The sequence below is a fragment of the Streptomyces sp. KL2 genome, from assembly GCF_046529545.1.
In the GTDB taxonomy this organism is placed as follows: domain Bacteria; phylum Actinomycetota; class Actinomycetes; order Streptomycetales; family Streptomycetaceae; genus Streptomyces; species Streptomyces radiopugnans.
Genome location: NZ_CP127170.1, coordinates 1 through 26,854, shown reverse-complemented (window position 1 = coordinate 26,854; position 26,854 = coordinate 1). Strand labels below are relative to the sequence as shown.

Sequence of the window (26,854 nt, the reverse complement as noted above, 5' to 3'; positions counted from 1 at the left end):
GTGCGAGAGGAGGCGGGAGGACCATGGGCACACCAGGCTCCGCGAGCGAAGCGGCCCGGGCCGCGGCCGTCCGGCGGCACCCGCGCCCCGCCACCGTGCTGCTTCTGGCGCTGTACGCGGCGGCGGCGGCCGTCGGCCTCGCCGCCGGGGGGACGGCCGAGGGTCTGCTGGGGTCGGCCCTGCTCGCCGCCGTCGCTCTCAGGCTGGTGCCGTACCACCGCACGGCACGGCGGCCGCGGGACGCCCCCCGGGCGGCCGCCGGCCGGTCCCGCGCCGCCGGGGGCGAGGACGCGGCCGATGCTTGACCCGCGCCAGCACCAGGAGGCGTCTCCGGCCGCTCCGCCGGTCGCCGCTCCGGCCCCGGCCCCGGCCCCGGCCCCGGACCCGGACCCGGTGCCCGCCGCACCGCCCCCCGCCGAGGCGGGGCCGGGCACCGGCGCGGAACGGCGGACGCCCGCACGGCGGCACTCCGGCCCGTGGACCGTGGTCGCGATGCTCGGTCCGGCGTTCGTGGTGTCGGTGGCCTACGTCGATCCGGGGAACTTCGCCACCAACATGACCGCGGGCGCCCGGTACGGCACCCTGCTGCTCTGGGTGATCGCTCTGGCCAACGTCGTGGCGATCTTCGTCCAGTACCTGGCGTGCAAGGTCGGCGTCGCCACCGGCCGCGACCTGCCGGAGCTGTGCCGCGAGCACACCCCCCGGCCACTGTGCCGGGTGCTGTGGATCCAGGCCGAGCTGGTGGCCATGGCCACGGACCTGGCGGAGTTCGTCGGCGGTGCGGTGGCCCTGTACCTGCTGTTCGGCATCCCTCTGGTGCCGGCCGCGTTCATCGTCGGGGCCGTGTCCTTGGTGCTGCTGGCGCTCGCCCCCGAGGGCAGGCGGCGCTTCGAGATGGTGATCGCCGGCTTCCTGCTGGTCATCCTCGCCGGGTTCCTCTACCAGAGCCTGCGGACCGACTCCTGGGGCGGTGCGCTGGCCGGCCTGCGGCCGAGGTTCGCCGACACCCAGAGCGTCCTGCTGACCACCGGCATGGTCGGGGCCACGGTGATGCCGCACGTGATCTACCTGCACTCGTCCCTCAGCCGCCGGTACGGCCGTACGTCCGCGGCGCGCAAGCGGCGGGTGCTGCGGGCCAATCGCACGGCGATCCTCATCGCCCTGGGGATCGCCGGTGCGGTCAACGCGACCATGCTCACCGTGGCCGCGGCGGCCTTCCACGGGGAGCGCTCCCCGGGAACAGCCGACTACGAGACCCTCGAGCAGTTCCACCACGGCCTGGGGACCGCGATCGGCGCCGGCGCGGCGCTGGCGTTCGCGCTGGCTCTGCTGGCGTCCGGTCTGGCCTCGTCGGGGGTGGGGACCTATGCGGGGCAGGTCATCATGCGGGGCTTCCTGCGGCGCCGCATCCCGCTGACGCTGCGGCGCCTGATCACGATGGGCCCGCCCCTGGCCGTGCTCGCCCTGGGCGCCGACCCCACCCAGGCGCTGGTGCTCAGCCAGGTGGTGCTGTCCTTCGGCATCCCCTTCGCCCTGGTCCCGCTGATCGTCTTCACCGCGCGGCGGGACGTCATGGGCCCTCTGGTGAACCGCCCCGTCACGACAGCACTGGGCGCCACCGCGGCCCTGGCGATCACCGGCCTCAACCTCTTCCTCGTCCAGGACGTGCTGCTCGGCTGAACGGTCTCCCGGCGGGCGTCGGGCAGGTCGCTGGAACGGCGCCGCCGCGGCTGCGTACCGCCGGGATACGCCGGCTGCGGATCGGCGGGCAGGGCGCACGGGAGGCGGTGGAGGCATCGGGGCGAGCCGGGGCATCGCTGAGTGCTCGTTCCGTCGGCCAGGCTGCCGGCCGCCTGTACTCCGTCGACGGCCCTGGCCGTCACGGTCAGGTCTCCTGCTTCGGTGGAGCGACCGGGTGCCGGGGCTGCCCTGCAGGCCGACGACCGCGGGTCGCGCCGGGTGTCAGGCGCGGCGGGCGGCCCAGACGGTGCGCTCGGTGCGTACGGCGAGATCTGCGCGGCGCAGAAGGCTGTTCGGGCTGTCGGTGTCCAGGAGCTCGTCGAGTGCGGCGAGGTCCTCGGGGCTGAGGGCGGGTGCGGCGGCGCCGCGGATGCGCCGCAGGCTGCCGTGGGCGTAGCGGCCGATCGCTTCGCTGCGCTCACCTTCGATGTTGATGGTGATGGTGCGCTCGTCCTCGACGGTGAAGCCGGCGGCTATCAGTATCGGTCCCCAGTCGGCGCCGCGGTGCGGAACGTGCTCGGCGTGGAAGCCGTCGGTCGCGGCATGTGCGCGCTCTTCGAGGCCAGGCCGGTTCTCCGGGGCGTGGACGGGCAGGAAGCGGGGGAAGCCCGCGAGCTCGACGACGGCGAACAGGCCGCCGGGGGCGAGCAGTTCGCGCACGCTCCGCAGGGCGTGACCGGGGTTGGCCATGTGGTGCATCGAGGCCGAGGCCCACACCAGATCCGGCGTGCCGAGGTCGGGCCAGTGGGCGGCGTCGAGGTCGGCCCGCACGGTCCGTACGCGCCCCTCGACACCGCGGGCACATGCCTTCTCGCGCAGGAGTCGGAGGTGCCCGGCCGAGGCGTCGACGGCGGTGACGTGCGCGTCGGGGAAGCGTTCGAGGAGCGCGAAGGTCCCCGCACCGGTGCCGCAGCCCAGGTCCACGATCCGGCGCGGCTCGCCCTTCAGCGGCAGCCAGGCGGTGATGGACGCTGTGTGCTCGGCGAGCACCTCGGCGTCCAGGTCGAGGATCTCCGCCTGGCCGCCGTCACTGTGCTCTTGGCGGCCGCCATGGTCGTGGTCGGGGTGGTGACCGTTCTCGCCGCGGCGGGGGGTGTGCTGATGCGTTTGGGTCATGGCATCACCGTAAGCCGGTCATGCGTCTGTCGCACGGGTCCTTGCGGAATGCGCAAGAGGGCGGCTTGATGTGCTGCCCGCCACGCAATATCGCCCACCGCGCCGTGGGCCGTCGGCGTGACTGCGGCCCGCTATCCGCAGGGGCCCCGGGTGCCTCCGCAGTCGGCTTCGGAGCCGTCGGCGCCGATGTCCTTCTGGTGGCCGCGGCGGGCGTCGCGGTCGAAGATGCCCATGATCTCGCACGGCCCGCCCTCGGCGCCGATGGCGTGCGGCATCATGGTGGGGAACTCCGCGGCCTGGTTGGTCTCGACGCGAAAGCGCCGGTGGCCGAGCATGAGGACGGCGGTGCCCGACAGCACCACCAGCCATTCGCGGCCGGGGTGGGCGCGCATGCGGGCCGGGTTGTCGGGCGGCGGGTCGGTCATCCGCTGACGCACCACGCTCATACCGGGGTCGCCCTTCATGGGCCAGCGCATCAGGCCGTGCGTGCCGTCGATCATCGGGCTGATCACGACGTCGTCGGCGGCGTTCTCCACGAGCTGGTCCAAGGTGGTGTCCAGTGCGCGGGCGAGGGTGACCAATTGGTCCAGGGCGAGGCGGCGCTGACCGTTCTCGATGCGACTCAGTGAGGACTGGCTGAGGTTGGCGCGCGTGGCCAGTTCCTCCAGCGACCAGCCCTGTGCGACGCGCAGTGCGCGGATCCGTTTGCGTACGAGGCTGTCCAGCCGCCCATCTTCTTGCGTCATGAGCAACATGGTATGCCCTGAAAGCAACGTGGGTTTAGCGTCGCGAACAGGCGGCCCAGCACGAGGGCCACGTACGGCGAAAGGGCGCGACATGTCTGCGCGGACTGCCCACCACGAAAGCGATGCACTGCCCACCGAGACCGTGGACGCAGCGGTGATCGGCGGCGGCGCCGCGGGCCTGAACGGCGCGCTGATGCCGGCCCGCTCGCGCCGCTCGGTCGTCGTGATCGACAGCGGCACCCCGCGCAACGCCCCCGCCGCCGCCATGCACGGCTTCATCGCCCTGGACGGTACCCCGCCCCCCGAGATCCTCGAGCGCGGACGCCGGCAGGTACGCGAGTACGGCGGCCGAATCGTCTTCGGGGAAGTGGCCACGGCCGAACCCACCACCCCCTCGGCGGACGGCGACCTGCGGTTCACCATCACCCTGACCGGTGGCCGCACGCTGACGGCGCGCAGGGTACTGGTGGCCACCGGCCTGCGCGACGTGCTGCCCGAGGTGCCCGGCCTGGCCGAGCACTGGGGCCACAGCGTGGTGCACTGCCCCTACTGCCACGGCTGGGAGGTCCGCGACGAGCCCATCGGCATCCTCGCCACCGGCCCCGCCTCCCTCCACCAAGCCTGGCTGTTCCGCCAGTTGACGGACGACCTCGTCCACTTCACCTGCGGCACCGGCCTGGACTCCGGGACCCGCGCCCGCTTCGCCGCCCGCGACATCCGCGTCATCGAGACCCACGTCGAGGAAGTCGTCAACGACGACGAGGGCGCCCTCGCAGGCGTCCGCCTGACCGACGGCACTTTCGTGGGGCGGCGGATTCTGGCTGTGGCCACACGGATGCAGGCCCGTACCGAGGGCTTGGAGGGCCTGAAACTGCCGATGGAAGACCTGCCCGGCACCATGGGCCGCCGGATCGCCTCCGGCACGGCCGGCACCACCGAGATCCCCGGTGTGTGGGTGGCCGGCAACGCCACCGACCCCACCGCCCAGGTCGGCGCCTCCGCTGCGGCCGGCGCCCTGGCCGGCTCCCACATCAACGCCGTGCTGGCCGTCGCGGACACCGACGCCGCGCTCGCCGCCGCGCAGAAGACCACCGGCTGACACCTGAGCCCCGCTGACGAAGAACCGCGCAACCGCCATCCAGCGGTCCGCGCGGTGTGCAAGTCCCTGTCTCACCGACCTGGCGACCGGCCCTGTCCCGGCGCTGATTCCGCATGCCCTTTCGGGAAGGAAACCATGAGTGTCAATCAGCCGCCCCGGGCGGCGACCGCATCGGCCGGCGGCACGGAAACACCGGATGCGCGTCGGCTGCGCGCGATCCTGATCACCGTCTCGATCGCGTTGATGGCTGTCATCGCATCGGTGTCCGGGCTGAACGTCGCCCAGACTCACATGGCCGTCGAGTTCGGCGCCTCGCACACCACCGTTCTGTGGATCATCAACATCTACACCCTCGCCCTGGCCGCGCTGCTGCTGCCGCTCGGCGCGATCGGCGACCGTCTGGGCCGCAAGCCCATGCTGATCACCGGACTGGCCATCTTCGGCACCGCCGGCGTCGTCGCGGGACTCGCCCCGTCGGCCGCGGTGATGATCGGCGCCCGCGTGGCCGCCGGAATCAGCGCCGCGATGATCATGCCGATCACCCTCGCGGTCATCACCTCCACCTTCCCCGAGGAGGAGCGCGGCAAGGCGATCGGCGTGTGGACCGGTGTCGCCGGAGGCGGCGGCATCCTGGGCATGTTCCTCTCCGCCCTGCTGGTCGACGTCGCCGACTGGCGCCGGCTGTTCGTGCTGCCTGTGGTCCTGGCCGCCGTCGCGCTGGCGATGACTCTGAAGTCGGTGCCCAACTCCCGCGAACGCTCCACCCGTTCCTTCGACACCGTCGGTGCGCTGGTCTCCGTCATCGCCGTGACCGGTCTCATCTTCGCCCTGCAGGAAGGCCCCGAACGCGGCTGGACCGCCCCTGTCGCCCTGATCAGCCTGGCAGTCGGCGTCGCCGCCGCCATCACCTTCGTGGCATGGGAACTGCGCCGCCGCGACGCATTTCTGCTGGACGTACGCCTCTTCCGTGAACGCGGCCTGGCCTCCGGCTCGATCACCCTGCTCGTCGTCTTCGGCGTCCAGGCCGGCATCGCCGTCGTCCTCCTCCCGTTCTTCCAGGCAGTGCTCGGCTGGTCGGGGCTGCTGTCCACGGCGGCGATGATGCCGATGGCCGTCATGATGATGATGGCCTCCGGCCTGGCACCGAAGATGGCCCCCAAGATCGGCGCCCGCTCCACCGTGACTGTCGGCGTCGCCCTGGCCACCCTCGGCCTGGCGCTGATGGCGCTGTTCGTGTCCGCCGACGGCGGCTACCTGTCCATCCTGGCCGGCATGCTCGCCATGGGCATCGGCATGGGCCTGTCGATGACACCCTCCACCGAGGCCATCACCAGCTCCCTGCCCCGCGCCAAGCAGGGCGTCGCCTCCGCACTCAACGACGTCACCCGCGAGTTCGGCACCGCTCTCGGTGTCGCCCTGCTCGGCGCGCTCCTGGCGAACGGTTACCGCAGTGCCATCGACGGCAAGCTCGAGGGCATCCCCGATGGGGCCGCGGACACCGCCCGCGAAGGAATCGCCAACGCCATCGAGATCGCGCCCACCACCGGCGGCCATTCCCAGGACCTGATCCGCGCCGCACAGCAGTCCTTCGTCGACGGCTGGCAGCAGGCCATGTGGATCGGCGCCGCCGTCATGGCCGCACTGCTCCTCTACGTCGCTCTGTGCGGCCCGAAGAACACCGCACCCCTCCAGGCCGACGCCGAGGCGGCCCCGGAGACCGGAGCCGCGGAGAGCGTCGTCGCTCGCTGACCTCGCAGGAACTCCGTGCGGACGGAACACGACGCCACCCGCACGGCGCCCTGAACGCAACCCGACACCCCCGAATCACATGCAGGGGCGGCACTCTGAGCACCATCGAGCCGACCGCGGACAACTTCGACGAGGTCACCAAGCGCTGACCGGCCTCGGTGTGCTGTGCCAGCACCACGAGCAGCGTCAGGGCAACTTCGGAGCCACCCGGCCTGCGCCGGGGCGACTGCGAGGGGCTGTGGCCACCCGAGGCCGACCTCGGCCGCTTCTGCATGAAGGCGGCAGGCCCCACGAGCAGCAGTGCGGCCGAGCGCCCGGCGCGTGCAGGGGACTGGAACAGCGGGAGTGCGCGGGCCCGTACGCGTACCGGCCGCCGTCAGCGGTTACCTGACGTGGAAACCGTAGACGTGGTAGGTGTCGGCGCCGGTGAAGGGGGCCGACGTGTGGGGCGGGAGCACTGCGACGTCCCATCCCAGGTTCGTCCTCCAGAAGACGACCACCTCGTGGGCGCCCGAGGAGAAAGAAGTGACGCCGCCCTGTTCGAGCGGGACGTTGCCGGGGCCGGTCCAGCACCGGGCGTGCTCCGTGCCGTTCTCCAGATACGTCACCCTCACGGAATCCGTGTCGGCGCCGCAGTCGATCTCCTCGGTGGCGAAGGCGGGGGCCGCCGGGAGCGCGACGCTCACCGCGACGGCCGTCATGGCGCCCAGCACCAGTTTCTTGGGTCGGCTCTTCATAGTGCTGTGGTTCCTTCCCGATCGGAACTCCGGTGGGACGAAGCTTTGAATGAATTTTCAACCATCAACCGGCTTCAGTTCGGCGTTTCAACGAAATCTCCTCGCGAGCCGGCCGGTGGCGGTGTCTGCGGGCACCCTGGCCTTGGAATACCGGGCATCCTGAAGGAACGGGGCGCTCCGGACGAGCCGGGGAGGAGTGCACAGGATCCGTCGGAAAGGCGCGCGTGTGGTGAGGAACGCCCTGCGGTTCCGGGGTGAATCGCCTCTGCCGGGACATCGTCCGGGACGAGGGTGGCCCTGGGGTACTGGCCGAAGTCGCCGTTCGGCGACTGAGAGCGTGCCGGGTACGGTGGGAACCCAGGACACGCGCCTGATCGTGGTCCGGGGCAACAGCGCCTCGGGCAAGTCGTCCGTCGCGGCCGGGCTGCGCGAGGAGTTCGGCCGCAACCTCGCGATCGTGGGCCAGGACAACCTGCGCCGGACCGTGCTGCGCGAACACGACCGGCCCGGCGGCGCCAACATCGGCCTGATCGACCTGACCGCCCGCTACGCCCTGGACCACGGCTTCCACGTCGTCGTGGAGGGCATCCTGTACGCCGACCGCTACGGCACGATGCTCCAGGACCTGGTGCGCGCCCACCGGGGCGTCTCACGCTGCTACTACCTCCACGTGCCCTACGCGGAGACGGTGCTGCGGCACGCGACGAAACCCGACGCCGAGTACCTCGGGCACGTCACCGCCGACCACCTGCGCGACTGGTACCGGGAGATGGATCTGCTGCCCGAGGGTATGGAGACCCTGATCGACGCGGCCAGCACCCTGGACGACACGGTGCAGCAGGTCCTGCGCGAGAGCGGCCTGGACCGGGTGAGCCCGGTCGACCGCTGACGTGGCGTCTGTCCGGCCCGGCGAGGCAGCTTGCGCAACCGTGACCCGGAAGCGCTGCCCGCGCCGTTCGAGGACGGGGGAGACGGAGACCATGAACGCCCACGGGTGGCTCCGCACCACACCCGGGGTAGTCCCTCCGCCGAACGGGGGACGGGCTGCGCGGCGGTTTTGGCGCACCGCGGCACATCAGCGGCCGGGCGGGTGCTTCAGAGACTGCTGTCGTTACGGGCGCTGTTCTGTGCAGTCGGCTTCGCTGCGCAGCCAGCCGATGTTGACGGCGATCAGGGTGGCGATCACGAAGGGGATCGCCTCGCCGGTCCGGCGGACCCGAAGAGCGGCGCCATCACTCCGGCGGTCAGGCAGACCGCCGGCGCCGCCCACATGATCCCCCCATGCTTCACCTTCATCCCCACTGCCCCCATCTCCCAGACCGCGTTCCTGCGGCTCGCCGAAAACCCCCTGCGGAGCCCGCACTTCCCGACCGGAAGCAGCAGGGGTCTGGCGACACCAACACCCTGCCGGCGCCTTCCCGGACTTCACGGCCCCGGCGCCTGCCGCCCTACCCTCCGGCCCGGGTGGTGCTGCCTGCAGGGGCGGGAGAACCGGCAATGGCCCAGCAGTCCATCGGGCATCGCAAGGAGCGGCAGGCCGCCAAGCGGCCCGCCCCGGGGCGGGCCCCACCGGTGGCGGAAACCTGCCGGCCGGTGCGCTGGGCCAGGATGGGAGCCGTGAACGCCCACCGATGCAGTCCCGCCGAAGAATTCCTGTACTGGCGCGGCGAACTGCCCGAGTTCCTCCGGGCGGCCCAGCGCCACAGGACGTCGACTCCCGCTGTGTTCACCTGCGGCCACGCCGCCGCCGCGCTGGAGAAGACCCTTGCGGGGCTGGCCGGCCCGGACCAGCTCACCGCCTGGGCCCGGGCGGTGCACTTCCAGGAGGAGGTCGACATCGACGAGGCGCACCAGGACCTGCTGACGCAGTTCCTCGTCGAGATCTCCACCCCGGAGCTGTTCGAACCGGTCACCGCCGAGACCTGCCGACGATGGCTGCACCGGATACGGACGTCCCCACGGGGGCGCGGCAGACCGGTGACCCGGCCAGGTGCGGCACCGCCCGCCGGCCCTCCCCGTGCTCTGTGGGCCCCACCCCACCGCCAGCACTACCCGGCAGACCGATCGGCTGGGGCGGCCGGAGACGGCGCTGGTGTGCTTCGCCGCCGTCTCCGGCCTCGACGCCCTGCTCGCCTCGCCGCTACAGGATCTGCCGATACCTCTCTGACCGTGCCCGCCGGGCTACCGCTCCCGCCTCCTCACACGCCCCTGCCTCCCGGGAGGGCCTCTTCCACCGAGCGCCGCCCACGTGTCACCGGCCCCGGCCCGGCCGAGGCCGCGACTGCACCTTCGGCGAGCTCCACGCCGACAAGGCCTAAAACAACCCTTACCTGCGCCGATGGCTCCCCAGTACGTCGAGGTGCCGCGGAGCTTCTGCGGCACCTCGGACCGGAGAAGCCTCACGGGTGCGGGAGGCGGTCCGGTCTTCACTGCGGCGTTCGCTGCTGGCTGACCACTGTCCCTGAGTGTGGTGGTGTGGCGGCCTGCGTTGCCAGGATGGCCGCCATGCTCTCGTTTTCTGTACAGGCCGTACCGAAGGACATGAATTCCTGGATTGCTCTCGCCCGGCGCTGCGAGGCGGCGGGCTTCGACGCGCTGCTCGTCCCCGACCACCCGGGGGCGGCGGCCTCCCCGTTCGTGGCCCTGGCGGCCGCCGCACCGGTCACCGAACGCATCGGCCTCGGGCCCTACGTGGCCAACGCCGGAGTGCGCGAGCCGCTGCTGCTCGCCTCCGACGTCGCGACCCTGGACGTCGTCTCGGGTGGTCGGGCCCGGCTGGCGCTGGGCGCGGGGCACACTCCCGCCGAGTGGGCCATGGTCGGCTCGCGGCGCCCCGACGTCGCCGGACGTGTACGGCGCTTCACCGCTGTGGCCGAGGCGTGCCGCGCACTACTGGCGGGGAAGGAGGTGACCCTCGACGGCCCGGAGGTGTACGCCCGGTCGGCCCGGCTGGAGAATCCGCGCCCGGTACAGGACCGGGTACCGTTCACCTTCGGCGGCGGCAACTCCACCCTGCTGCGGTGGGCGGGCGAGTACGCCGATGTCGTTGGGCTGAGCGGGCTCGGCCGTACCCTGCCGGACGGGCACAGCCACGAGGTGCGGTGGCGAAGCGAGGACATCGACCGGCAGGTGGAACTGGTCGAGCGGGGTTCCGCCGGACGGGAGAACCCGCCCGCGCGCGAGGCGCTTGTCCAGGTGGTGGAGATCACCGAAGACGCCGAGGCTGCCGCGTACCGCTTCGCCGAATCGGTCGGGTGCACCGTGCGAGAGGTCCTGGCCGCGCCGTACGCCTGGATCGGGACCGAGGAGGAGATCGCCGCCTCACTGGCCGAGTACGAGCGGCGCTGGGGGATCACTCGCTACGTGGTGCGTGAACCGGCCCTGGACGCCGCCGGGAAACTGCTCGCCCGCCTCCGCGCGGACTGAGTGGGGCCGTGATCCCGGCCGCAGGACCGCAGCCGTGCCCCGTGTGCTCGCAACTGGCGGTCTCCGGTCCTGCGGCAGGCGTCGGCGAACGCGGAGCCGATCGGAGGGAGCAGGTGTCCTCGCACCACGCAGTACATCACCCTGGACGACACGGTGCAGCAGGTCCTGCGCGAGAGCGGCCTGGACCGGGTGAGCCCGGTCGACCGCTGACGTGGCGTCTGTCCGGCCCGGCGAGGCAGCTTGCGCAACCGTGACCCGGAAGCGCTGCCCGCGCCGTTCGAGGACGGGGGAGACGGAGACCATGAACGCCCACGGGTGGCTCCGCACCACACCCGGGTAGCGCCTCCGCCGACGCACCGAGGCCGGCCCCGAACAGGGGAGCGGGCCGCCCGGCGCCAGGCCGTTCTGGGCGCCGAACTCGCAGGGCTGACGCTGCAGGCGGTGGCGGCCCGTGCGGACTCCTCCAAGGAGAGTCTGTACACCTGGTCCGGCAACCGTCAGGGGCTGCTCGCCGCGCTGATCGAGCGACAGGCCGGCAGCGTCGACGCGGCGGTCGTCCAAGCCGTCGACCGTCCGCACGACTGCGCACGCACCACGCTCGCCGCCATCGCCCGAAACCTCCTCTCACTGCTCGTCGGCGACGCCTCGACAGCACTCAACCGAGCGGCCATGAACTCGCAGGAACTGGCCGCACTGCCGCTGCGGCACGGCCGGCACACGACCGGGCCCCTGGTCGCGTCGTTCCTGCAACGGCTGGCCGATGAAGGCCGGCTGCGCATCGACGGTCCGGAGAACGCCTTCCAACTCTCCTACGGGCCGGTGGTACGCGACCTGCAGATCCGGGTACTGCTGGTCGGGCGGGAAGCCGGTTCTCCGGGGTTGTCGCCGCGGTGCGGACGGTGGCTGACATGCGGTGGTGGAGCTCACCCGGAGTTCTTCCCGTGCGGTCCAGGTGGGTGGCGCGCCGTGCAGGGCGCGGGCGACGGCTAGGGGGCGCGGGCCGCCTTCGGTCTGTCGTATGCCCTGCTCCCGGCCGCTCCGGCGGGCGACCACCGGCTGCTGGCCGATGCCCTGGACGCCTACGGCAGCGCCCTGGCCGACGCGGGTTCCACGTGGAGGCCGAGGCCGCCTGCACGCAGGCCGTCGCCTCCTCAGGGAGACCGGGAGCGGCCGGGGAGGGACGAACTCCCTGTATGACTTCGGCGAACTGCCGCACGGTCAGCGGCGGGCCGAACCGGTGCGCGGGGGGCCTGCTCAGGCCGCGCGGGAGCGGAGTTCGCGGTGGCCCAGCTCGTTGACCTCCTCCAAGGACATGCCCAGGCGGGTACGGAGAAAGTCCACGATCACCCAGTGACGGGCGGTTTGCTCGGAGAAACCACCGAAGTACGCCACGTACCACGGGATCCACTGCAGGAGCCGACGCACCGTCTCCCGTCGTCCGACCCGGCCGGCGTACTCGCCCAGGGGGGCCGGATGGTGGTGCAGGAACCGCCCGCCGGGAAGTGCCGCGCACAGCTTCTGGTAGAAGACGGTCTGCAGGATCAGCTCGTGCCAGATCTCGTCGACTTCCTTGGTCAGGGGCAGGAAGGTGGCCTCCTCGGCGGAGACGATGTAGAGGAACTTCAGGCACTCGCCGAGCCGGGCGTCGATCTCCGCGTGGGATCGCTCGGGAAAACGTGCGCGGAGAACGTGCAGAACCTCGGACGGGACGTATGACATCACATCGATCACGGGTGGTCCCTGCGGCCGGGGAGCGGGCGGCGGACGCGACGGGCGGCCACCGCCGACTCCGGGGGCGTCGGTGTCCTGCGCGTCACTCGACCGCGGCGTAACACCCTTCCGTGGCTTCCTCGAGGAGTTCGAACATCTCGTCCTCCACGAGCACTTCCTGGACATCGGCCAGAAGCATGCCGGTCCTCCCTCGGTTATGACGACTGACATACTCGCTGGAGCTCATCGTGAGGCGCGCTCCGGGAACCGTCAAGACCAACGGCCTCCCCGCGCTCCCGCGGAAGGTGCGGCTCCGCCCACCGAGGGAAGCGGCCACCTGACCGCCCTCACCCCGACACAACCCTGGCTGGAGCGAGGATCAGCACCTGGCTGCACCGCCGGTTCGCCACCTGGCCGACCTTCCACACCGGCCGGCAGCACCTGCTGACCGCCCTCGGCCTCGCCCCCGGCAGCAGTCCCTCACCCCGGCCCGGCACTGGGGACGGGGGCTCGCCGTCGGCCCGCCTTCCTGAACGGCGGACGTGCTTCCTGCCCGCACAATCAGCGCGCTGCCCCTGTCGCCGCCCAAGCAGCACCCCCGTAAGGAGGAGACACCGCCGAGCAGGCCCTTTTCCCGAACACCGAACAACGGCCATTACCGGATATCCGCCGCCGTCGGGGATGCTGCCCGGCTTCTTGATGTCGATACTACGGAACGGCTCGTCGGGCCTGAGGCGTTGGTTGCGGCGGATGGCCCGGCCGGTGACCCGGTCCAGGTGCGCGGGCGGGAGGAACGGCCGGCCATGTCGGCCTCGCCGAACTGCCGGTAGCGTTCAGCCCGTCGCTGAGCCGTGGTGGGTGAGACCTGGAAGCGCTCGGCGCCCCGCCGCGACGGCCGGCCGTCCTCGACCACGCAGCGGGCCAGGCGCAGCCGTCTGGTATCGGTCAGGGGGCGCATCACGGTGGACCACGAGGGCGCTTCTGGTTGGTGCAGACGCCGCAATCCACACCGAGCCGGAAGGCCATCGCCTGTTCAAGGCCCCTCGGCCGAGACCTGGCTCACCCGTCCCGACCTCCCCGGACGGAACAACCAGGGCGGCCGTGTAAGCGATCGCTGCTGGCCACAGCTGCTCCACCAGGTGGTCTCCGCCGTCCTTGCCCGCATCTTCCGGGTCCTGCTCCAGACTCTCGGCGAGGTGTGCCCGGAATCGGTCGCGCAGGTCCGGGTGGGCCGCTTCGACGGCTTCGACCACGCGCGTGAGACTGGTTCCGGTGTCCAGAAGCCCCCGCTGCGCTCCCGGTTTCTCCAGCGCGGCGGTGCATTCGGCCGGGAGCTTGCCCCAGGGCGAGCGCAGGGGCGCTCTGGCAGCGAGGATGGTCGAGGAGCGGGCCGTGTCGATCCGGAACAGCCCCCGGCGGCGTGGCCGGGAAGGGAAAAGGGCTGGAGGCGGCGTGGGCGCGGGTGGGAGCGTGGGCCCATGAGCACGATCGATGACGTCATCGCCCTGGCCGCCGTCCACGGCCTGCACCTGTCCGCACGGGATGCCACCGTGAACGAGGCGGGCCTGGACTACCGGGTCGTCATGGTCTCCGACGCGAGCGGCCGGAGGTGGGTGCTGCGCGTACCGCGCCGCGCCGACGTCTCCGAGGGCATGGCCGCCGAGACGCACGTCCTGGACCTGGTCGCCCCCGTCCTGGCCGAGGACGGCGTCGCGGTCCCCGACTGGCAGGTCCGCTCCCCCGAGCTGATCGCCTACCCGGCCCTGCCCGGCGCCCCGGGCCTGACCCTGACCGACGCCGGGGAGCCCGACTGGCACATGGACCCCGCCGACCCGGACTACGCCGAGCGCCTGGGGCGCCTGCTGGCCCGTCTGCACTCCATCACCCCGGAGCAGGCCGAGACCGCGGGCGTCGAGGTCCGCACCCCGGCCCGGGTACGTCAGGCGTGGCGGGACGACGTCGCCCGCGTGAGCGAGGCCTTCACCGTCTCCTCCGCCTTGGCCGGGGCATGGCAGGCCTGGCTCGAGGACGACACCTGCTGGCCCGAGCAGACCGTGATGACCCACGGCGAGATCTACCCCGCGCACGTGCTGTTCGACGAGGAGGGGACGATCACCGGGGTGCTGGACTGGACCACCGCCCGCGTGGACGACCCCGCCCGTGATCTGTCCGCCCAGTACGGCGCCGCGGGCGAGGAGATGCTGCAGGCCACCCTCACCGCCTACGAGCAGGCGGGCGGGCACGTCCACCCCGGCCTGGCGGCCCAGGCGAAGCACCTGTGGGACGCCTCCCCGATCGGGTACGCCCTGTACGCGCTGACCACCGGCGCCGAGACCGACCGGGCCGCCGCGGCGGCGATGCTGAACCCCGACGCCTGACGCCCCGCCCGGGGCGAAGACGGCGCACACCGCCGCCAACCTGCCGCCCCGGCAGCATCAGGACACCACCCCGGCCACAGCGCCCGCCCCGGCTCCTGCTCCGGTCGCCCGGCACCGCTCCCCGACCGGCGCGACAGCCGCCAGTTGTCCCCGCTGGCCGGCGACACCGCGAGGGGCGTTCCGTGCCGGTCGGTGATCAGGTGATGCTTGCTGCCGTGGCGGCAGCGGTCGACCGGCGAGGGTCCGGTGTGAGCCCCCCTTCCAGGGCCCGGACGTGCGAGCCGTCGATCGCGGCGTCCTCCATGTCCGGCAGGCCCGTCGCGTCGAGTTCCGCGAGGAGGATCTCGTGCAGGCGGGGCCAGACGCCGGCCCCGGTCCAGTCCCGCGGGCGCCGCCGGCCGGAAGGCGGTGACCGCCCTACCGGTGCTTCAACGGCTTCAGGGCACGTCCGCCCGCGCGACGGTCCGTGCGGCGCTCCCGCGCGAAGGGGTGGGGTGGTGCTGCTCCCGCCAGTCCCGCGGTGAGATGCCATAGGCTTGTTTGAACGCCTTGCTGAGGTGGGTCGCGTTCACGAAGCCCCATTTACGGCCTATTCCCGCGATGGTCCGCACCCGGCCACCCGGGCCTGCCAGCTCCCGCCTGCACTCGGCCAGGCGCTGCGTGCGGATCCAGTCTCCGAGGCTGATGCCCGACCGTGACAGCACGGTGTAGAGATGGCGGACCGAGATGTCGTGCGCGGCGGCGATGCGCGGGGCCGATAGGGCCGGGTCGGCCAGGTGTTCACGGATGTACTGGGTGATTCGCAGGCTGAGCGGCACCTCCGACGCCGCTGTCCGGCCGGGGCTGGCATCGCCGAACTGGGAGGTCACGACGGCCCGGAGAAGTTCCACGCTGGGTCCTGTGATCGCTTCGGCGTGTGCCCCGCTGCGTATCTCCTCGCTGGCGGCCAGCTGGGAGAAGTACGTGAAGGCGAGGCGCGCGGTGGGATTGCCCGGGCCGAGGGTGACGGCGGCGACGTCGCGCAGCACCCGCTCCGGGAGCGCGAGCGCCTCGCGCGGGATGCGCAGGGAGAGGTAGCCGAAAGCCTTCTCGAAGCGCAGCGTGTACGGAGCGGTCGATTCGAAGACCACGAGGTTCCCCGGCCGGACCAGGCACTGGCGATCGTACTGCCCCACCAGGCTGGTCCCCGCCACCTGAAGACCGAGGAACACCGCCGGCTCGGCGTCCTCCCGGGCCAGCCGCTCCGTACGGCGTAAGGACACCCGGGTGCCCTGGGCGGAACAGACCTTCATAGGTCCCACGGTGCCGAGTCCCATACGGCCCTCGATGTTCCCCTGGGGGGCGTGGTGATCGATGTCGACCCTGGAGAAGGACTTCCACAGGGCGTGCCGGATCATGTCCTCACGATCCCCCGGTGCCATACCCGAAGTGTCGAGCGCCGCCTCCCGGCCGGCTCCGGGCCTCGCCCGTCCCGGAGCCGACGCGACGACGCCGTGATCTGTTCCCCCCACGAGCCACCTCTCCCCACGCTCGCCTCCCGCTCCTTCACAGAGAGCAGGATGCGGCTTGCAATACCCGCCGCACAAGTAACGGACCGTGACCGGTGGCCGACTGCACAACTGACAAAGATCTGTGCGCGCACAACAAGGTTCGGCCTCCTCAGCACCCTCTAGTCTCCTGGATTGAAGCGCGGCCATTTCGCACAAGCTGCGGATTCTCAGTGTCCTGGGTCCGGAGCCGATGTGCTCACCTGAGAGGGAAAGAGGAGGCAGCGGGTGCGGGTGAAGAAAACCGTTCTGCTTTCGATTGCTCTCACCTCCTGCCTGGCCACCGGCTGCACAACCGAAAACGGAAGGCCGACGGACATGGCTCGGCCGAACCAAGAAAAGGCTGCAGCCGAGCCGGGGACTCCGGTGAGGGACCTGACCGTCGCGGAGGAGGTCGAAATCGACCGCGCGGAAGAGGTGCTCGTCCGACAGTGCATGCAGAGCCAAGGCTTCCGCTATTGGCCGGGCCCGGTGGCGGGCATCGCGGAACGCAAGGCCGGCGGGTACGTCGTGGACGACGTCAACTGGGCCCGCCGGTACGGCTACGGCCGGTCATTCGACATCGCAGCCGAGAAGGCACGCCGCAGCCACCCCAACATCACCTACGCCAACGCCCTCCCCGAGAAGGAACGCATCCGCTACTCCCGAGCGCTCGACGGGGACTTCGATGACACCCTCACCGTCGAACTGCCGTCCGGCGGCTCGGTCCGCACCCCGCGCACAGGCTGTTACGCGGAAGCGAGGGAGCAGCTCTACGGCGACTATCCGACCTGGTTCCGCGTCAAGAAGACCGTGACGTCGCTGACACCCCTGTACGTTCCGCAGATCCTTCGGGACGAACGTCTGGTCACCGCTGTGACGGCGTGGTCGCACTGCATGAAGAATTCAGGGGAGCCCTTCAAAAGCCCCGACGAGATCCGTCGGAAGCGGGACGGCCTGACCAAGGGGATGAACGAGTCACAAGCCCGGAAAGCCGAATCCGCATTGGCCGTGACCGAGGCCGAATGCGCCCGGAAGACATCCCTCGGGAAGATCGCACGTGCACTTGAAAAGGAATATCGCGAACGAGCCCTGCGCGACTACGCGGCAGAATCCACCACATACCAGCAGATGAGGATGTCCGCCCTCGCGCGGGCCGGAAACCTCTGAGACCGGCACGTGTCCCGCCACAGATTTCCTATCGGTCGACAACCAAGGAGTCTCATCCATGAGAAAACTGTCCGCCGCCCTGACCGTCATGGCCATGGCCGCTATCGGAACCGCCATCCCTGTCTCCACCGCGCACGCAGCCGCGACCTGCTCCGACAACTACTTGGGCGCAGACTCCGGCTACATGTACGCCTACGACTACGCCTACTGCGACGGATTCCTCGGCAAGGCCCGGGGCAACGACCCCGACTGGGGCGACAGTAACGGGAGTTTCCAGGGCGGAGACACCAACAAGGCGACGTCCATCCTCAACAAGGGCAACAGCTACGAAGTCCAGTTCTTCAACGGAACCGGAACACAGTGGAGCGGCGGCCACATCTGCCTCTCCCGCAATGAGGGTTACGCCTCCGACCTCACCAACGACTACTTCACCAGCGGCTACCGGGTCAGCAACGCCATCAGCTCGCACCGCTGGGTGAGCGCCGGCACCTGCAGCAAGTGGGCTGTCTGACCTCAGCGACGCCGCCCACACGGCAGACGGCCGTCGGGCACACCGCGGACCTCGCGGCGTGCCCGACGGCCGCAGCGCCCTGGGCGCAACCCGACGCTCCGGCCACACGCAGGGGTGGCACTCGTGAGCACCATCGAGCCGACCCCGGACAACTTCAACGAGGCCATCTCCGGAAACGACCTCGCAATCATCGGTCTCCGGACCGAATGGTGCGAACCTTGCCGCAAGTTCGGGCCAGTGAGCTTCTTCAGCGTTGCCGCTCCAGGGCGAGAACGGCTTTGGCGATCGACATCATGGGGTTGGGACCGCACCGGGATCTGCGGAAGATCCGCCAGAACTTCAGGCGGGCGACGCCGCGTTCGACCGGTCGCAGATGCGGACGATCCGGTGGGTACGGGCTGGGGGAGGTCGGGTCGTGGGCACGGCCCGGCAGCGCGGGTGAGAGCCACAGCAGTCGGCCGTCCGGATCGGTGACCACCTGCACGTCCACTCCGTGCCGGTGGTGCTTGTGGGAGTAGTTGTGCGCGTGAGCCGCCGACCGGCGCCGGATTGTGCATCGCACTGGCCGTGTCAGGACACCTCATCGCCTGGCTCTTCGGTTTCGGGACTCTCACCTTCGCTTGGGACCTGTGGCGCAGGTTCCGTAACGTGAAGACCGACTCGGTCCCGAAGGGGCACCGCGAAAGCTGATCCACCCCTTCACTCCGTGACAGAGGGGCTGCCGTGACTACCGCGGCAGTCCCTCTTACGAGTTGGTGCGCGATGGCGGCTGAGGCGTGCCGACCTACTTGAAGGGCCTTGTTCAGGCTTGTGCGGTGCGGTCGGAGGCGAGGCCGGCGATGGCGCGGTAGGTCTCGGGGAGGCGGTCGCGGCGGTGGGTGAAGCGGGTCAGCTGCTTCCAGCGTTTGTGGTCGGCGAGGGCGTGTTCGACCGTGCTGCGGTCCGAAGAGTGCCAGTGGCGGTCGCGTTCCCACTGTTCGACTCGCGCGGGCGGCGCTCCGGGCCGTGGCTTCCCCGGCGGGATGACGTCCTGGCCGGGACGGTCTCGGCTCAGGCCCAGGTAGCCGTCGTCCAGCAGAACTTCGACATCGGGGAAGTGCTGGAAGCAGACGGCGATCCCCTCGTTGCGGGCGGCCGTGGCGTCATGCATGCGTCCAGGTCGCGGCCGAGGGCCGTCTCGGCGCCGTTCCCGTCACGTCCCCGGCCACTGCTCCACGCGACCGTGGCGAGTGTCCTGCCGCACCGCGGGACGCTGCGGACCAGCGCACGGCCGCATCAACGGCGGTGGTCGGTCCGCGGCACGGAGCCGCTACAGGGCCTGGCCCTTGTCGAGGGCGGGACGGACGACCTGGCGGCCGTCGCCGCCCGGCCTCGGCCCGATCGCGCTCGGCCGATGACCTCCCGGGTGCCGCCCGCGTCGCCGTCTCCTGCCGAGGGCGGTCGACGACCTTCGGCCACGTCGGCGTTCCGGAGCGAAGTACGGGGCACGCGAGAGAAGGCCCGCCCACAACGTCATCGGCGGCGGAGCCCGGGCCGGGGCGAGGTCCGGCGTGTTCTCCACGCCGACCTGCCGCATCGCTCCCGCGGACGCATCCCGGTCGCCGTTCATGCCCTCGTCTTCGCGAACGCGGGGCGTGTGCCGTACTTCTCGACGGCTTCGTGGTCGAGGGACACGCCGAGCCCGGGGGCGGAGGGGATGTCGAGGTATCCGTCGGCGTCGAGTCGCCACTCCTCCGCGACCAGGTCGTCCACATAGGCCGAACCGGTCTTGTACTCGACGAGGTCGGTGGAGGCGAGTGCGGAGGAGAGCTGGAGATCGGCGGCGAGGCCGACGGCCGTGTTCCATCCGTGCGGAATCAGACGGATGCCGAGGTCCTGGGCCTCCCAGCCGATCCGGCGCGACTCGCTCAGACCGCCTCCCTTCGTGGTGTCGGGCTGAACGATGTCGAAGGCGCGGCGCCGCAGATAGGGGGCGAAGTTCTGCCTGCGGGTGAGGACCTCGCCGCCGCTGATGGGGACGGGTGAACCCGCACGCAGTTCGGCGTAACCGTCGAGGTCGTCCGGCGCGAGTGCCTCCTCGAACCAGGCGACCTCGTACTCGGCGAGCATCCGCGCGGTCCGCTTCGCCCATGCCAGATCGCCGGGGAAGAAGCCCTCGGAGCCGCCGGCGTCGACAGCGAGCAGCCGGTCGCCGACCGCGGCGCGGGCGGCGGCGACGCTGCGCTCGTCGGTGGCGGCGTCCACCCGTCCGAACTTCCACCAGCCGATCTTGAAGGCGGTGAACCCCTGCTCCGCGAGTTCTGTCAGGTTCTCCGTCATCGGCCCGGCCTCGTCCATGAGCACCGACGCGTAGGGCCGCACCCGGGTGCGGTGGCGGCCGCCGAGCAGTCGGCCGACCGGCTGGCCGAACGCCTGGCCGGCGATGTCCCACAGGGCGATGTCGATGGCGCTCGTCGCGTGCGTGAGCGTGCCGCCCCGGCCCGTCCAGAAAGCGGTCCGGTGCAGCGTCTCGGTGATCCGCTCGACTTCGACCGGGTCCTGTCCCAGGAGGTGGGGGAGCAGGAGCTCGATTGCTCCCCGGACGAGGTTCTCGGTGGTGAACGCGCTGCCGATACCCGTGACGCCTTCGTCGGTGTGGACGGCGACGAGCGTGTGCACGACATCGTCCGGGCGCAGCTCGTTCGACCAGCCCCCCTCGGGGGTCGCCCCGCGGAGACCGCATGTCTCGACTCGGGTGATTCTCATGCTCTGCCCTCTCGTCTGCACGGGGTGCCGCCGCCGGTCAGGCGGCGGCTGTGCTGTGGGACGGTACCCGACCGACAGAATTATTGTCGACAATCGACCTTCTAGGCTACAGTCTGCCGGACCCCGAGGGTGAAGCGCCCCCCTCCGCGTCTGCCCCGCAGCCGCGGCCACCGTCCGAAGGAGCCGCCGCTTGATTGTCGACAAAGTACGACCCTGTTACGCTCCGGCCATGTCCGGATCTCCCAAGCTCCCCGCGCTCTCCGCGGCCTCCCTCGCTTCGCGTCGCGAAACCGTCGCGGACGTCCTGCGCGAGGCCATCACCTCGGGCTGGCTCCAGGCAGGCCAGAAGCTCACGGAGGCGGGAGTCGCCGGGCAGCTGGGAACCAGCCGGGCACCGGTGCGCGAGGCTCTGCGCCAGCTCGAGCAGGAAGGCCTGGTGATTTCCTACCCCTACCGCGGCACGGAGGTGCTGGGCGTCTCCCAGGAGGAGATCGAGAACGTCCTCGTACCGGTCCGCGTTTCCCTCGAGAGGTTCGCCTTCCGCAAGGCGATGCCCCGCCTGACCGAAGCGGACTACGCCCGTCTCCACCTCCTCGTCCGCGACATGGAGGCAGCGGCCGAAGCTGCCGACGCGGCACTGCTCGCCGACGAGGACATCCGCTTCCACGAGGCTGTCGTGGCCCTGTCGGGGCAACAGCACTGCCTGCAGATCTGGCGGTCGATCCAGCCCCGCGTGCGGGCCTACTTCCGGCGCGACGCGAGCCGCTACTCGGACGCGACCGTGGTCGCCGGGCAGCACCAGGAGCTCATCGACGCACTCCGTGCCGGTGACGAAGAGGTACTGGACCGGGCCGTCACCGCCCACATCAACACTCATTTCGGAGCCCCCGAGGAGCCCTCCGAATGACCAGGACGATTCTGATCACCGGCGGCGGAAGCGGCATCGGCCGGGCCACCGCGGTCGAAGCCGCGCGCCGGGGCTGGGCCGTCGGCATCCTCGACCGTGACGGCGAGAGCGCCGAGCGGGCGGCTGCCGAAGCCCGGCGCAACGGCGCCCGCAGGGCCTGGGCGGCGGCGTCGGACGTCACCGAGGAACGGGAGCTCGTCGACGCGTTCGGCGCGGCGAGCACAGCACTCGGTCCGGTGGATGGAGTGACCGTGAGCGCGGGTATCGAGATCAACGCGCCGCTGCCCCGCATGCCCCTCGAAACGTGGCGCCGGGTTCTCGAGGTGAATCTCACCGGCACGTTCCTGACCGTACGCACAGCCGCCCGAAACCTGCGGGACACCGGGAGGCCGGGCTCCATCGTGTGCGTGTCGTCCCCTTCCGCGTTCACCGGTTTCGCGGGGGGCTCGAACAGCGCGTACGGAGCGTCCAAGGGCGGAGTCTCCGCCTTCGTGAGGGCTGCCGCCATCGACCTGGCCCCGCACGGCATCCGCGTCAACGCGCTCGTCCCCGGCGCCACCGACACACCCATGCTCTACTTCGGCCTCGGCGGCGCGGAGCTCGAAGCCGAGCGGGCGCGCCTGAGGGACGCCGCGGCACGGCAGATCCCGCTCGGGCGGATGGCCGATCCCGCCGAGATCGCGCGTGCCGCCGTCTGGCTGCTCTCCGACGAGGCCTCGTACGTCACGGGCAGTCACCTGGTGTGCGACGGCGGCCTCATGGCCAAGAGCGCGAACGACTTCTGACCAAACTACCCATCCACACCCAAACGCCTCACCGATTCGTGGAAGACGGTCTCCTGGCACACCTTCCGGCAGATGTACGGGATGCTCTTCGGCCCTTCACGTTCTGTCCGGGCGACGGGGGCTCCCCGGCCTCACGCTGACGAGCCGAGGTCGGTAGGTGCGGGGGTGTCCGCTCCTCGTGGGGCTGTGTCGGCCATGGCCGCGGACGACCGGCTGATCGACGAGCTGGTGGGGCGGGCCCAGGCCGAGGGCCTGCAGCTGGCCGGCGAGGGCGCCAGGCACTGGCTGCACATCCGCACCGAACTCAAGAACCGCGGTGTGAACGATGTGCTGATGCTGGTCTGTGACGGTCTCAAGGGCCTGCCCGGCGCGGTGGAGACCGTCTGGCCCCGCACCACCGTGCAGACCTGCGTGGTACACCTGCTGCGGAACTCCTTCCGCTGTGCCGCCCGCCAGGACTGGGACAGGATCGCCAAGCCTCACAAGCCCGTCTCTTCCCCGCAAGCGGCAGGGGCCCCCACCGCACCGGCCGAGGAGGCCGCCCTGGAGTGCGTCCACATGGCGATCATGTCCCTCGATCCCACCGGCCGGGGCCAGGCCCGCTGGACCATGCGCTGGAAGACCGCGCTGAACGCCTTCGACATCACTTTCGAGGGCCGCCTGTCGGCGGCCCGTCAGTGACCTCGACCACCCCAGCTGCACCGAACGTTCGACAGACCCGGGCCCTGCCTTCCTGCCGATGGTTGGTCTGGCCTGTCTCTGAGCACGAACGAACCGTCGTCTACCTCTCAAGCTCGGCAGCCCAGGTGTAGCCAAGTTCGGTGAGGGCGGTCCGTTGTTCCGCGTTCAGCCTGTTATGTCTGGCCTTCTGGTTGCTCAGAAATACGCCCAGCTTGATCGTCGTGCCATCCGGAAGCTCTTCGACATGCGCTCTCCCCACCACGGTTTTTCCTTCTCGTTGGATGTACTGGGCCAGGGCTTGAAGACCTCGCTGGAAGGCCGCTGACGGCTTTCCCTTCATGGTGCTTTTGGCGGCCGGGGCGGGGGCGGGCTGCTGGGTGGGTTTGAGGCCCAGTTGTGTGAGGCGTTCTTGCTGCTGGGTGGTGAGGAGGTTCCAGTCGCGCTGCTGTCGTTGGATCCAGCGTCCGAGGTCGTCGCCGTCGAATGTCACACCGGGCTGGATGTCGGGTAGTGCCCCGCTGGGCTCGTCCTCCGATAGGTGGGCGAGGACGGCCCAGTGGCGTTGCCAGTTGAGTGGCCAGGGGCAGTTCCAGTCCTCATCGATCGCGGCGAGTTGCTCGGCGCGTTCTGCGGCCCGTTGGGGGTCTTTGCCGAGGCCGCCTTTGCGGCGGAGGTTGGCCATGTGCTGTCCGATGGGCACGGGGTCGCCGCCGGCCGGGTCGTCCCATACCGCGTTCTGCCTCGGGGCGAGGTGGCCGTGGGTGCGCCGGTAGGAGCGGAGCGCGGCGAGCTTGTTCTCCCAGGCTTCCTCGCCGGGCTCCCAGACCATCCCGGCCTCGGGGGCGTCCAGCAGCGTTTTACGCCGTTCCTCCAGTTCCCCGGCCCGTAGCGCTCTTCTCTGCTGGTGGACCCATCGGCCGAGCGGAAAGGCCTTGGTCGCCCCGACTTCGACCTCGACGTCGTAGGGGACGGCGTACAGGCCGGTGATCTCGTTCTCCTTCCGCCAGCGGATGAGGGCCTGGTAGCCCTGCAGCCAGACCAGGGATTCGGGCCGGTAGACGCGGGTGCGCAGGAACGCGGCGATGGTCGCGGGGTCGCGTGGGGTGGAGAAGTGCAGCAGGGTGGCCTCGGCGGCGGCCTGTGTGTCGTCGTCCTCCTCGTCGCTGGCCCCGACGATCCGCCCGTGTTCGTCGCGCCGGACGCGGACCTTGCGCTTTCTGCTGGTGAGTGTGCGGGAAGCTAGTTGCTCGACGAGTCGTTCATCATGACTGCGCAGGCCTTGGAGGATCGCTACGAGGGGGCGGAACGAGGCGCTGGCGACCATGTCCTGCGGGTCCTCGCCGGGCTGGAGGAAGACCGGCACGATGATGCGGGCGACCTTGGTGGTGCTGTCGCGGTTGAGTCGGAGCGCGCGGCCGATGTTCTGCACGATCTCGACCTGGGAGCCGCGGGTGTCGGCGAAGCAGACGGCCTCCACGCCCCGCTCGCCGGTGATGTCCACACCCTCCCCGAGCACGCGAACACTGGCGAGGAAGGCGCGGTGCACCCGGCGGCCGGCCGCGTCGATGCCGTTCGCGAACTGGCGCAGGACCTCGCGGCGCTCGGTGACGAGGTGGTCGCCGCACAGCCACGCCGCCCACACCCGATCCGGGGGTACGTGGCGGCCGGTCCCCAGCTCGTAGAACTCCGCGTCGACCGACGACTTCGGAAGCTCCTCCGCCCTCGCCAGGTCGTCGTCTGAAACGTCGTTCATGTACAACGCGGCCGCGGTCTCGGGCAGTTTCTCCGCGAACGCGGCGGCTTCCTCGATCTTCTGGTGGAACGTCAGGACGGTGCGCAGGTTCCACTTCGCGGCGTGCTCCAGGAGCGCGGTCTGCAGGAGGGCCAGGCGCCGGCCGCGCAGCGCGTCCTCCGACAGCCCTGGCACCGGGTCGGGGTCGCGGATCTCCAGGACGTCGATCTCGAATCCGGCGAGAATCTCGCGCTCGATCGCCTCCGAGAGTCCGAGTTCGGCGATCCATGGCCCGTAGGTGGCGGAGTCCTGGCCCATTGACGCGAGCACCAGCTCCCGGCCCTCCGTGCCCCTGCGTGGCTGCGGCGCCGCCAGGATGCGAGGGGTCGCGGTCAGGTACAGCCGGAAGCCGACGGGGATCCGCTGGTTGTCGTGGATCGCCGCCCACGGCCGCCCGAGATCACCGGCAGTTCCGTGCGCCTCGTCCACGACCGCGAGGTCGAAACCTGCCATCTGTTGCCCGTACAGCCGCTCCCCACCTGCCAGAGCGGCCTCCAGCGGCCCGCGAACCTTCCCCTGATCCAACGGCTCCTCCGGATCCTCGCGGTCCACGAGGGAGGCGTACGTGGCGAACACGACGACCGGCCCGTGCCCGGCCCACAGGGCGAGCTGGATCGGGTTGGTGGTGGTGGACACGCCCAGCTCGTTCAGCACTGGGTCGTTCTCCAGCGAGCACACCGCCACCATCGGCGCCCGGTGGCCCACCACTCGCCACGCCCGGGCGGTCTGCACGAGCAGGTCCAAGGTCGGGACGGTCACCAGGATCCGGCCGCCTGGGAAGCACTCCAGCGCGCACGCGGCAGCCGTGATCGTCTTGCCCGATCCGGTCGCGGACACGATCGTGCCCCGCGCCCCCTGAGAGGGCACGGATGATCTTGCAGGGAATCCCACCCACTTTCGGAAAGCTGCTTTCTGGGCTATCTGGTGTTCCCGAAGCTGAATACCCAGCATCCTCAAGCCTTTCCTCTGCCTTCTTTTTCACCAGTTTCGGGAATCACTGGGACGGCATGAAGGACGGTACGGAAACCGTGCCGTCCTCGCCTATCACGATTCGCTCGGCGAGCTGGGCCAGGACCTGAGAAGGAGGCAGCCCCGCCCGGTAGGCCACCGTCTGGAGCAGTTGGCTGGATGCGGCAGACAGCCAGACCTCCGCACGCAGCTGATCCGCTTCCTCCCGCCCCTGCTCCCCGGAGGCGGCCTGTGCCGCAAGCGCACCAGTAAGCCGTTCCTCACGCTCGCGAGCCCACGCTGAGCCCTGAGCATCCTGCTCCGGCTCGTACACACTCCAACCGAGCGCAGTCATCAAGTCCCTGACGCGCTGCCACTCAGCGTGCTTGGCCAGCCAGATGAAAGCCAACCGCTCCCGGTCTATCTCGAACTTGTAGAAGGAACCGTTCCCTCTCAGCTGCTCCGCGGTCTCCCGCCTACGGACAGCGGCCTCCGCCACCTTCTCCGCAACGGCGGCGGCATCCAAGCCATCCGCCTGACGCCGGACCTGATCCCGCGCCACATCCTGAGCACTCCACATGCGTTTTCCCTTTTTCGGAAGGCGCGGACATCTGGGCCCGCATCGGGTAATTGGGAGACGGTTTCCCACACTTCCGCCAAGACTACATGTGCATCAAACCGGAGAAAGCTGTTACGCGGACATCCGACCCGAACAAGCAGCCCACCTCGCAACCAGCTTGGCCCGCGCAGCGGGCTCAATCCCCGCGCTCGACCTGCCTGCTGACGGCTGCCGACCCCAGCCGCCTACGCGGGTGGTTGCCGGGGGTGGAGCGCAGCGGAACCCCTCGGCCCGCGTCGCGGGCCGCTCTCGGCCGCAGTGAGCGTAGCGAACCGGCCGGCCGAGCGCAGCGAGGGAACCCCGGCGCGAAGCGCCGGCCCTTCGGCTCCCGAAGCGAAGCGGAGGGGCTGCCCGTGCGCAGCACGGGGCCGAAGCGAAGCGAAGGCTCGACGCTTCGCGTCGAGCGGCGAGCGCAGCGAGCCGCAACCGCGGCGCGAAGCGCCGCGGTTCGCTGCTCCGCGCGCAGCGC

Annotated in this window: 20 protein-coding genes and 5 pseudogenes; 13 read left to right on the top strand and 12 right to left on the bottom strand. The window is 70.7% G+C overall.

Annotated features, from left to right (window positions below; all coding sequences use genetic code 11):
- Window positions 1-23: 23 nt before the first annotated feature.
- Entirely contained in the window at window positions 24-305 is a 282-nt protein-coding gene (locus QPK52_RS00125; RefSeq protein WP_410534722.1) for a hypothetical protein, read from the top strand.
- Window positions 298-1,680 carry an Nramp family divalent metal transporter gene (locus QPK52_RS00120; RefSeq protein ID WP_410534721.1) on the top strand — a complete coding sequence of 461 codons (1,383 nt, stop codon included), beginning with the start codon at window positions 298-300 and terminating at the stop codon, window positions 1,678-1,680. Before QPK52_RS00125 ends, QPK52_RS00120 begins: the two co-directional genes overlap by 8 nt.
- Window positions 1,681-1,962: 282 nt before the next feature.
- On the opposite strand, the gene QPK52_RS00115 is transcribed toward QPK52_RS00120, so the two are convergent.
- A complete protein-coding gene (locus tag QPK52_RS00115; protein ID WP_410534720.1) occupies window positions 1,963-2,856 on the bottom strand; it encodes a class I SAM-dependent methyltransferase in 894 nt (297 codons plus the stop codon).
- A gap of 131 nt (window positions 2,857-2,987) precedes the next feature.
- Entirely contained in the window at window positions 2,988-3,602 is a 615-nt protein-coding gene (locus tag QPK52_RS00110; protein WP_410534719.1) for a helix-turn-helix domain-containing protein, read from the bottom strand.
- Between the two features lie 91 nt (window positions 3,603-3,693).
- On the opposite strand from QPK52_RS00110, the gene QPK52_RS00105 reads away from it, so the two are divergent.
- Together QPK52_RS00105 and QPK52_RS00100 are read left to right on the top strand one after the other, a co-directional pair.
- Window positions 3,694-4,701: an NAD(P)/FAD-dependent oxidoreductase gene (locus QPK52_RS00105; RefSeq protein WP_410534718.1), complete on the top strand. Its 1,008-nt coding sequence runs from the start codon at window positions 3,694-3,696 to the stop codon at window positions 4,699-4,701.
- Between the two features lie 243 nt (window positions 4,702-4,944).
- Entirely contained in the window at window positions 4,945-6,450 is a 1,506-nt protein-coding gene (locus QPK52_RS00100; protein ID WP_410534717.1) for a DHA2 family efflux MFS transporter permease subunit, read from the top strand.
- A 383-nt stretch (window positions 6,451-6,833) separates the two neighbouring features.
- Here the strand turns inward: QPK52_RS00100 and QPK52_RS00095 are convergent, their stop codons facing one another.
- On the bottom strand, window positions 6,834-7,187 hold the full coding sequence (locus QPK52_RS00095) for a hypothetical protein (protein ID WP_410534716.1): 354 nt from the start codon (window positions 7,185-7,187) through the stop codon (window positions 6,834-6,836).
- Window positions 7,188-7,536: 349 nt separating this feature from the next.
- On the opposite strand from QPK52_RS00095, the gene QPK52_RS00090 reads away from it, so the two are divergent.
- From QPK52_RS00090 to QPK52_RS00080, 3 genes are all read left to right on the top strand, one after another.
- On the top strand, window positions 7,537-8,076 hold the full coding sequence (locus tag QPK52_RS00090) for an AAA family ATPase (RefSeq protein WP_410534715.1): 540 nt from the start codon (window positions 7,537-7,539) through the stop codon (window positions 8,074-8,076).
- Window positions 8,077-9,692: 1,616 nt separating this feature from the next.
- A complete protein-coding gene (locus tag QPK52_RS00085; protein ID WP_410534714.1) occupies window positions 9,693-10,613 on the top strand; it encodes an LLM class flavin-dependent oxidoreductase in 921 nt (306 codons plus the stop codon).
- A gap of 441 nt (window positions 10,614-11,054) precedes the next feature.
- On the top strand, window positions 11,055-11,603 hold the full coding sequence (locus QPK52_RS00080) for a TetR/AcrR family transcriptional regulator C-terminal domain-containing protein (protein WP_410534713.1): 549 nt from the start codon (window positions 11,055-11,057) through the stop codon (window positions 11,601-11,603).
- A gap of 264 nt (window positions 11,604-11,867) precedes the next feature.
- Here QPK52_RS00080 and QPK52_RS00075 read toward each other — a convergent pair whose 3' ends face one another.
- Together QPK52_RS00075 and QPK52_RS00070 are read right to left on the bottom strand one after the other, a co-directional pair.
- Window positions 11,868-12,344: a hypothetical protein gene (locus QPK52_RS00075; RefSeq protein ID WP_410534712.1), complete on the bottom strand. Its 477-nt coding sequence runs from the start codon at window positions 12,342-12,344 to the stop codon at window positions 11,868-11,870.
- Between the two features lie 760 nt (window positions 12,345-13,104).
- Window positions 13,105-13,294 (bottom strand): annotated as a pseudogene (locus tag QPK52_RS00070) (helix-turn-helix domain-containing protein); the annotation flags it as partial.
- A gap of 507 nt (window positions 13,295-13,801) precedes the next feature.
- On the opposite strand from QPK52_RS00070, the gene QPK52_RS00065 reads away from it, so the two are divergent.
- Window positions 13,802-14,701 (top strand): macrolide 2'-phosphotransferase, encoded by a 900-nt coding sequence (locus QPK52_RS00065; protein ID WP_410534711.1) that lies wholly within the window; start codon window positions 13,802-13,804, stop codon window positions 14,699-14,701.
- A gap of 146 nt (window positions 14,702-14,847) precedes the next feature.
- On the opposite strand, the pseudogene QPK52_RS00060 reads toward QPK52_RS00065, so the two are convergent.
- Both QPK52_RS00060 and QPK52_RS00055 read right to left on the bottom strand, forming a co-directional pair.
- Window positions 14,848-15,122, bottom strand: a pseudogene (locus QPK52_RS00060) (IS5/IS1182 family transposase); the annotation flags it as partial.
- Between the two features lie 16 nt (window positions 15,123-15,138).
- Complete coding sequence (locus QPK52_RS00055) at window positions 15,139-16,122, bottom strand: helix-turn-helix domain-containing protein (RefSeq protein WP_410534710.1); 984 nt, start codon at window positions 16,120-16,122, stop codon at window positions 15,139-15,141.
- Between the two features lie 354 nt (window positions 16,123-16,476).
- Here QPK52_RS00055 and QPK52_RS00050 point away from each other — a divergent pair, with 354 nt between their 5' ends.
- Entirely contained in the window at window positions 16,477-17,397 is a 921-nt protein-coding gene (locus tag QPK52_RS00050; protein WP_410534709.1) for a hypothetical protein, read from the top strand.
- A gap of 163 nt (window positions 17,398-17,560) precedes the next feature.
- Window positions 17,561-17,908 carry a hypothetical protein gene (locus tag QPK52_RS00045; protein WP_410534708.1) on the top strand — a complete coding sequence of 116 codons (348 nt, stop codon included), beginning with the start codon at window positions 17,561-17,563 and terminating at the stop codon, window positions 17,906-17,908.
- A 247-nt stretch (window positions 17,909-18,155) separates the two neighbouring features.
- Here QPK52_RS00045 and QPK52_RS00040 read toward each other — a convergent pair.
- From QPK52_RS00040 to QPK52_RS00030, 3 genes and pseudogenes are all read right to left on the bottom strand, one after another.
- Window positions 18,156-18,482, bottom strand: a pseudogene (locus tag QPK52_RS00040) (transposase family protein).
- Between the two features lie 228 nt (window positions 18,483-18,710).
- Window positions 18,711-19,070, bottom strand: a pseudogene (locus tag QPK52_RS00035) (transposase family protein); the annotation flags it as partial.
- A gap of 443 nt (window positions 19,071-19,513) precedes the next feature.
- On the bottom strand, window positions 19,514-20,653 hold the full coding sequence (locus QPK52_RS00030; RefSeq protein ID WP_410534707.1) for a mandelate racemase/muconate lactonizing enzyme family protein: 1,140 nt from the start codon (window positions 20,651-20,653) through the stop codon (window positions 19,514-19,516).
- Window positions 20,654-20,882: 229 nt separating this feature from the next.
- Between QPK52_RS00030 and QPK52_RS00025 the strand changes: the two genes are divergently transcribed.
- The 3 genes and pseudogenes from QPK52_RS00025 to QPK52_RS00015 form a co-directional block, all read left to right on the top strand.
- Window positions 20,883-21,560, top strand: a complete 678-nt coding sequence (locus QPK52_RS00025) for a GntR family transcriptional regulator (RefSeq protein ID WP_410534706.1) — start codon at window positions 20,883-20,885, stop codon at window positions 21,558-21,560.
- A complete protein-coding gene (locus tag QPK52_RS00020; RefSeq protein ID WP_410534705.1) occupies window positions 21,557-22,345 on the top strand; it encodes an SDR family NAD(P)-dependent oxidoreductase in 789 nt (262 codons plus the stop codon). The genes QPK52_RS00025 and QPK52_RS00020 overlap by 4 nt, the downstream gene beginning before the upstream one ends.
- A gap of 261 nt (window positions 22,346-22,606) precedes the next feature.
- Window positions 22,607-23,026 (top strand): annotated as a pseudogene (locus QPK52_RS00015) (transposase); the annotation flags it as partial.
- Between the two features lie 100 nt (window positions 23,027-23,126).
- Here the strand turns inward: QPK52_RS00015 and QPK52_RS00010 are convergent.
- Both QPK52_RS00010 and QPK52_RS00005 read right to left on the bottom strand, forming a co-directional pair.
- Window positions 23,127-25,769 (bottom strand): Helicase associated domain protein, encoded by a 2,643-nt coding sequence (locus QPK52_RS00010; protein ID WP_410534704.1) that lies wholly within the window; start codon window positions 25,767-25,769, stop codon window positions 23,127-23,129.
- A gap of 43 nt (window positions 25,770-25,812) precedes the next feature.
- Window positions 25,813-26,346, bottom strand: a complete 534-nt coding sequence (locus tag QPK52_RS00005; RefSeq protein WP_410534703.1) for a hypothetical protein — start codon at window positions 26,344-26,346, stop codon at window positions 25,813-25,815.
- Window positions 26,347-26,854: the final 508 nt, after the last annotated feature.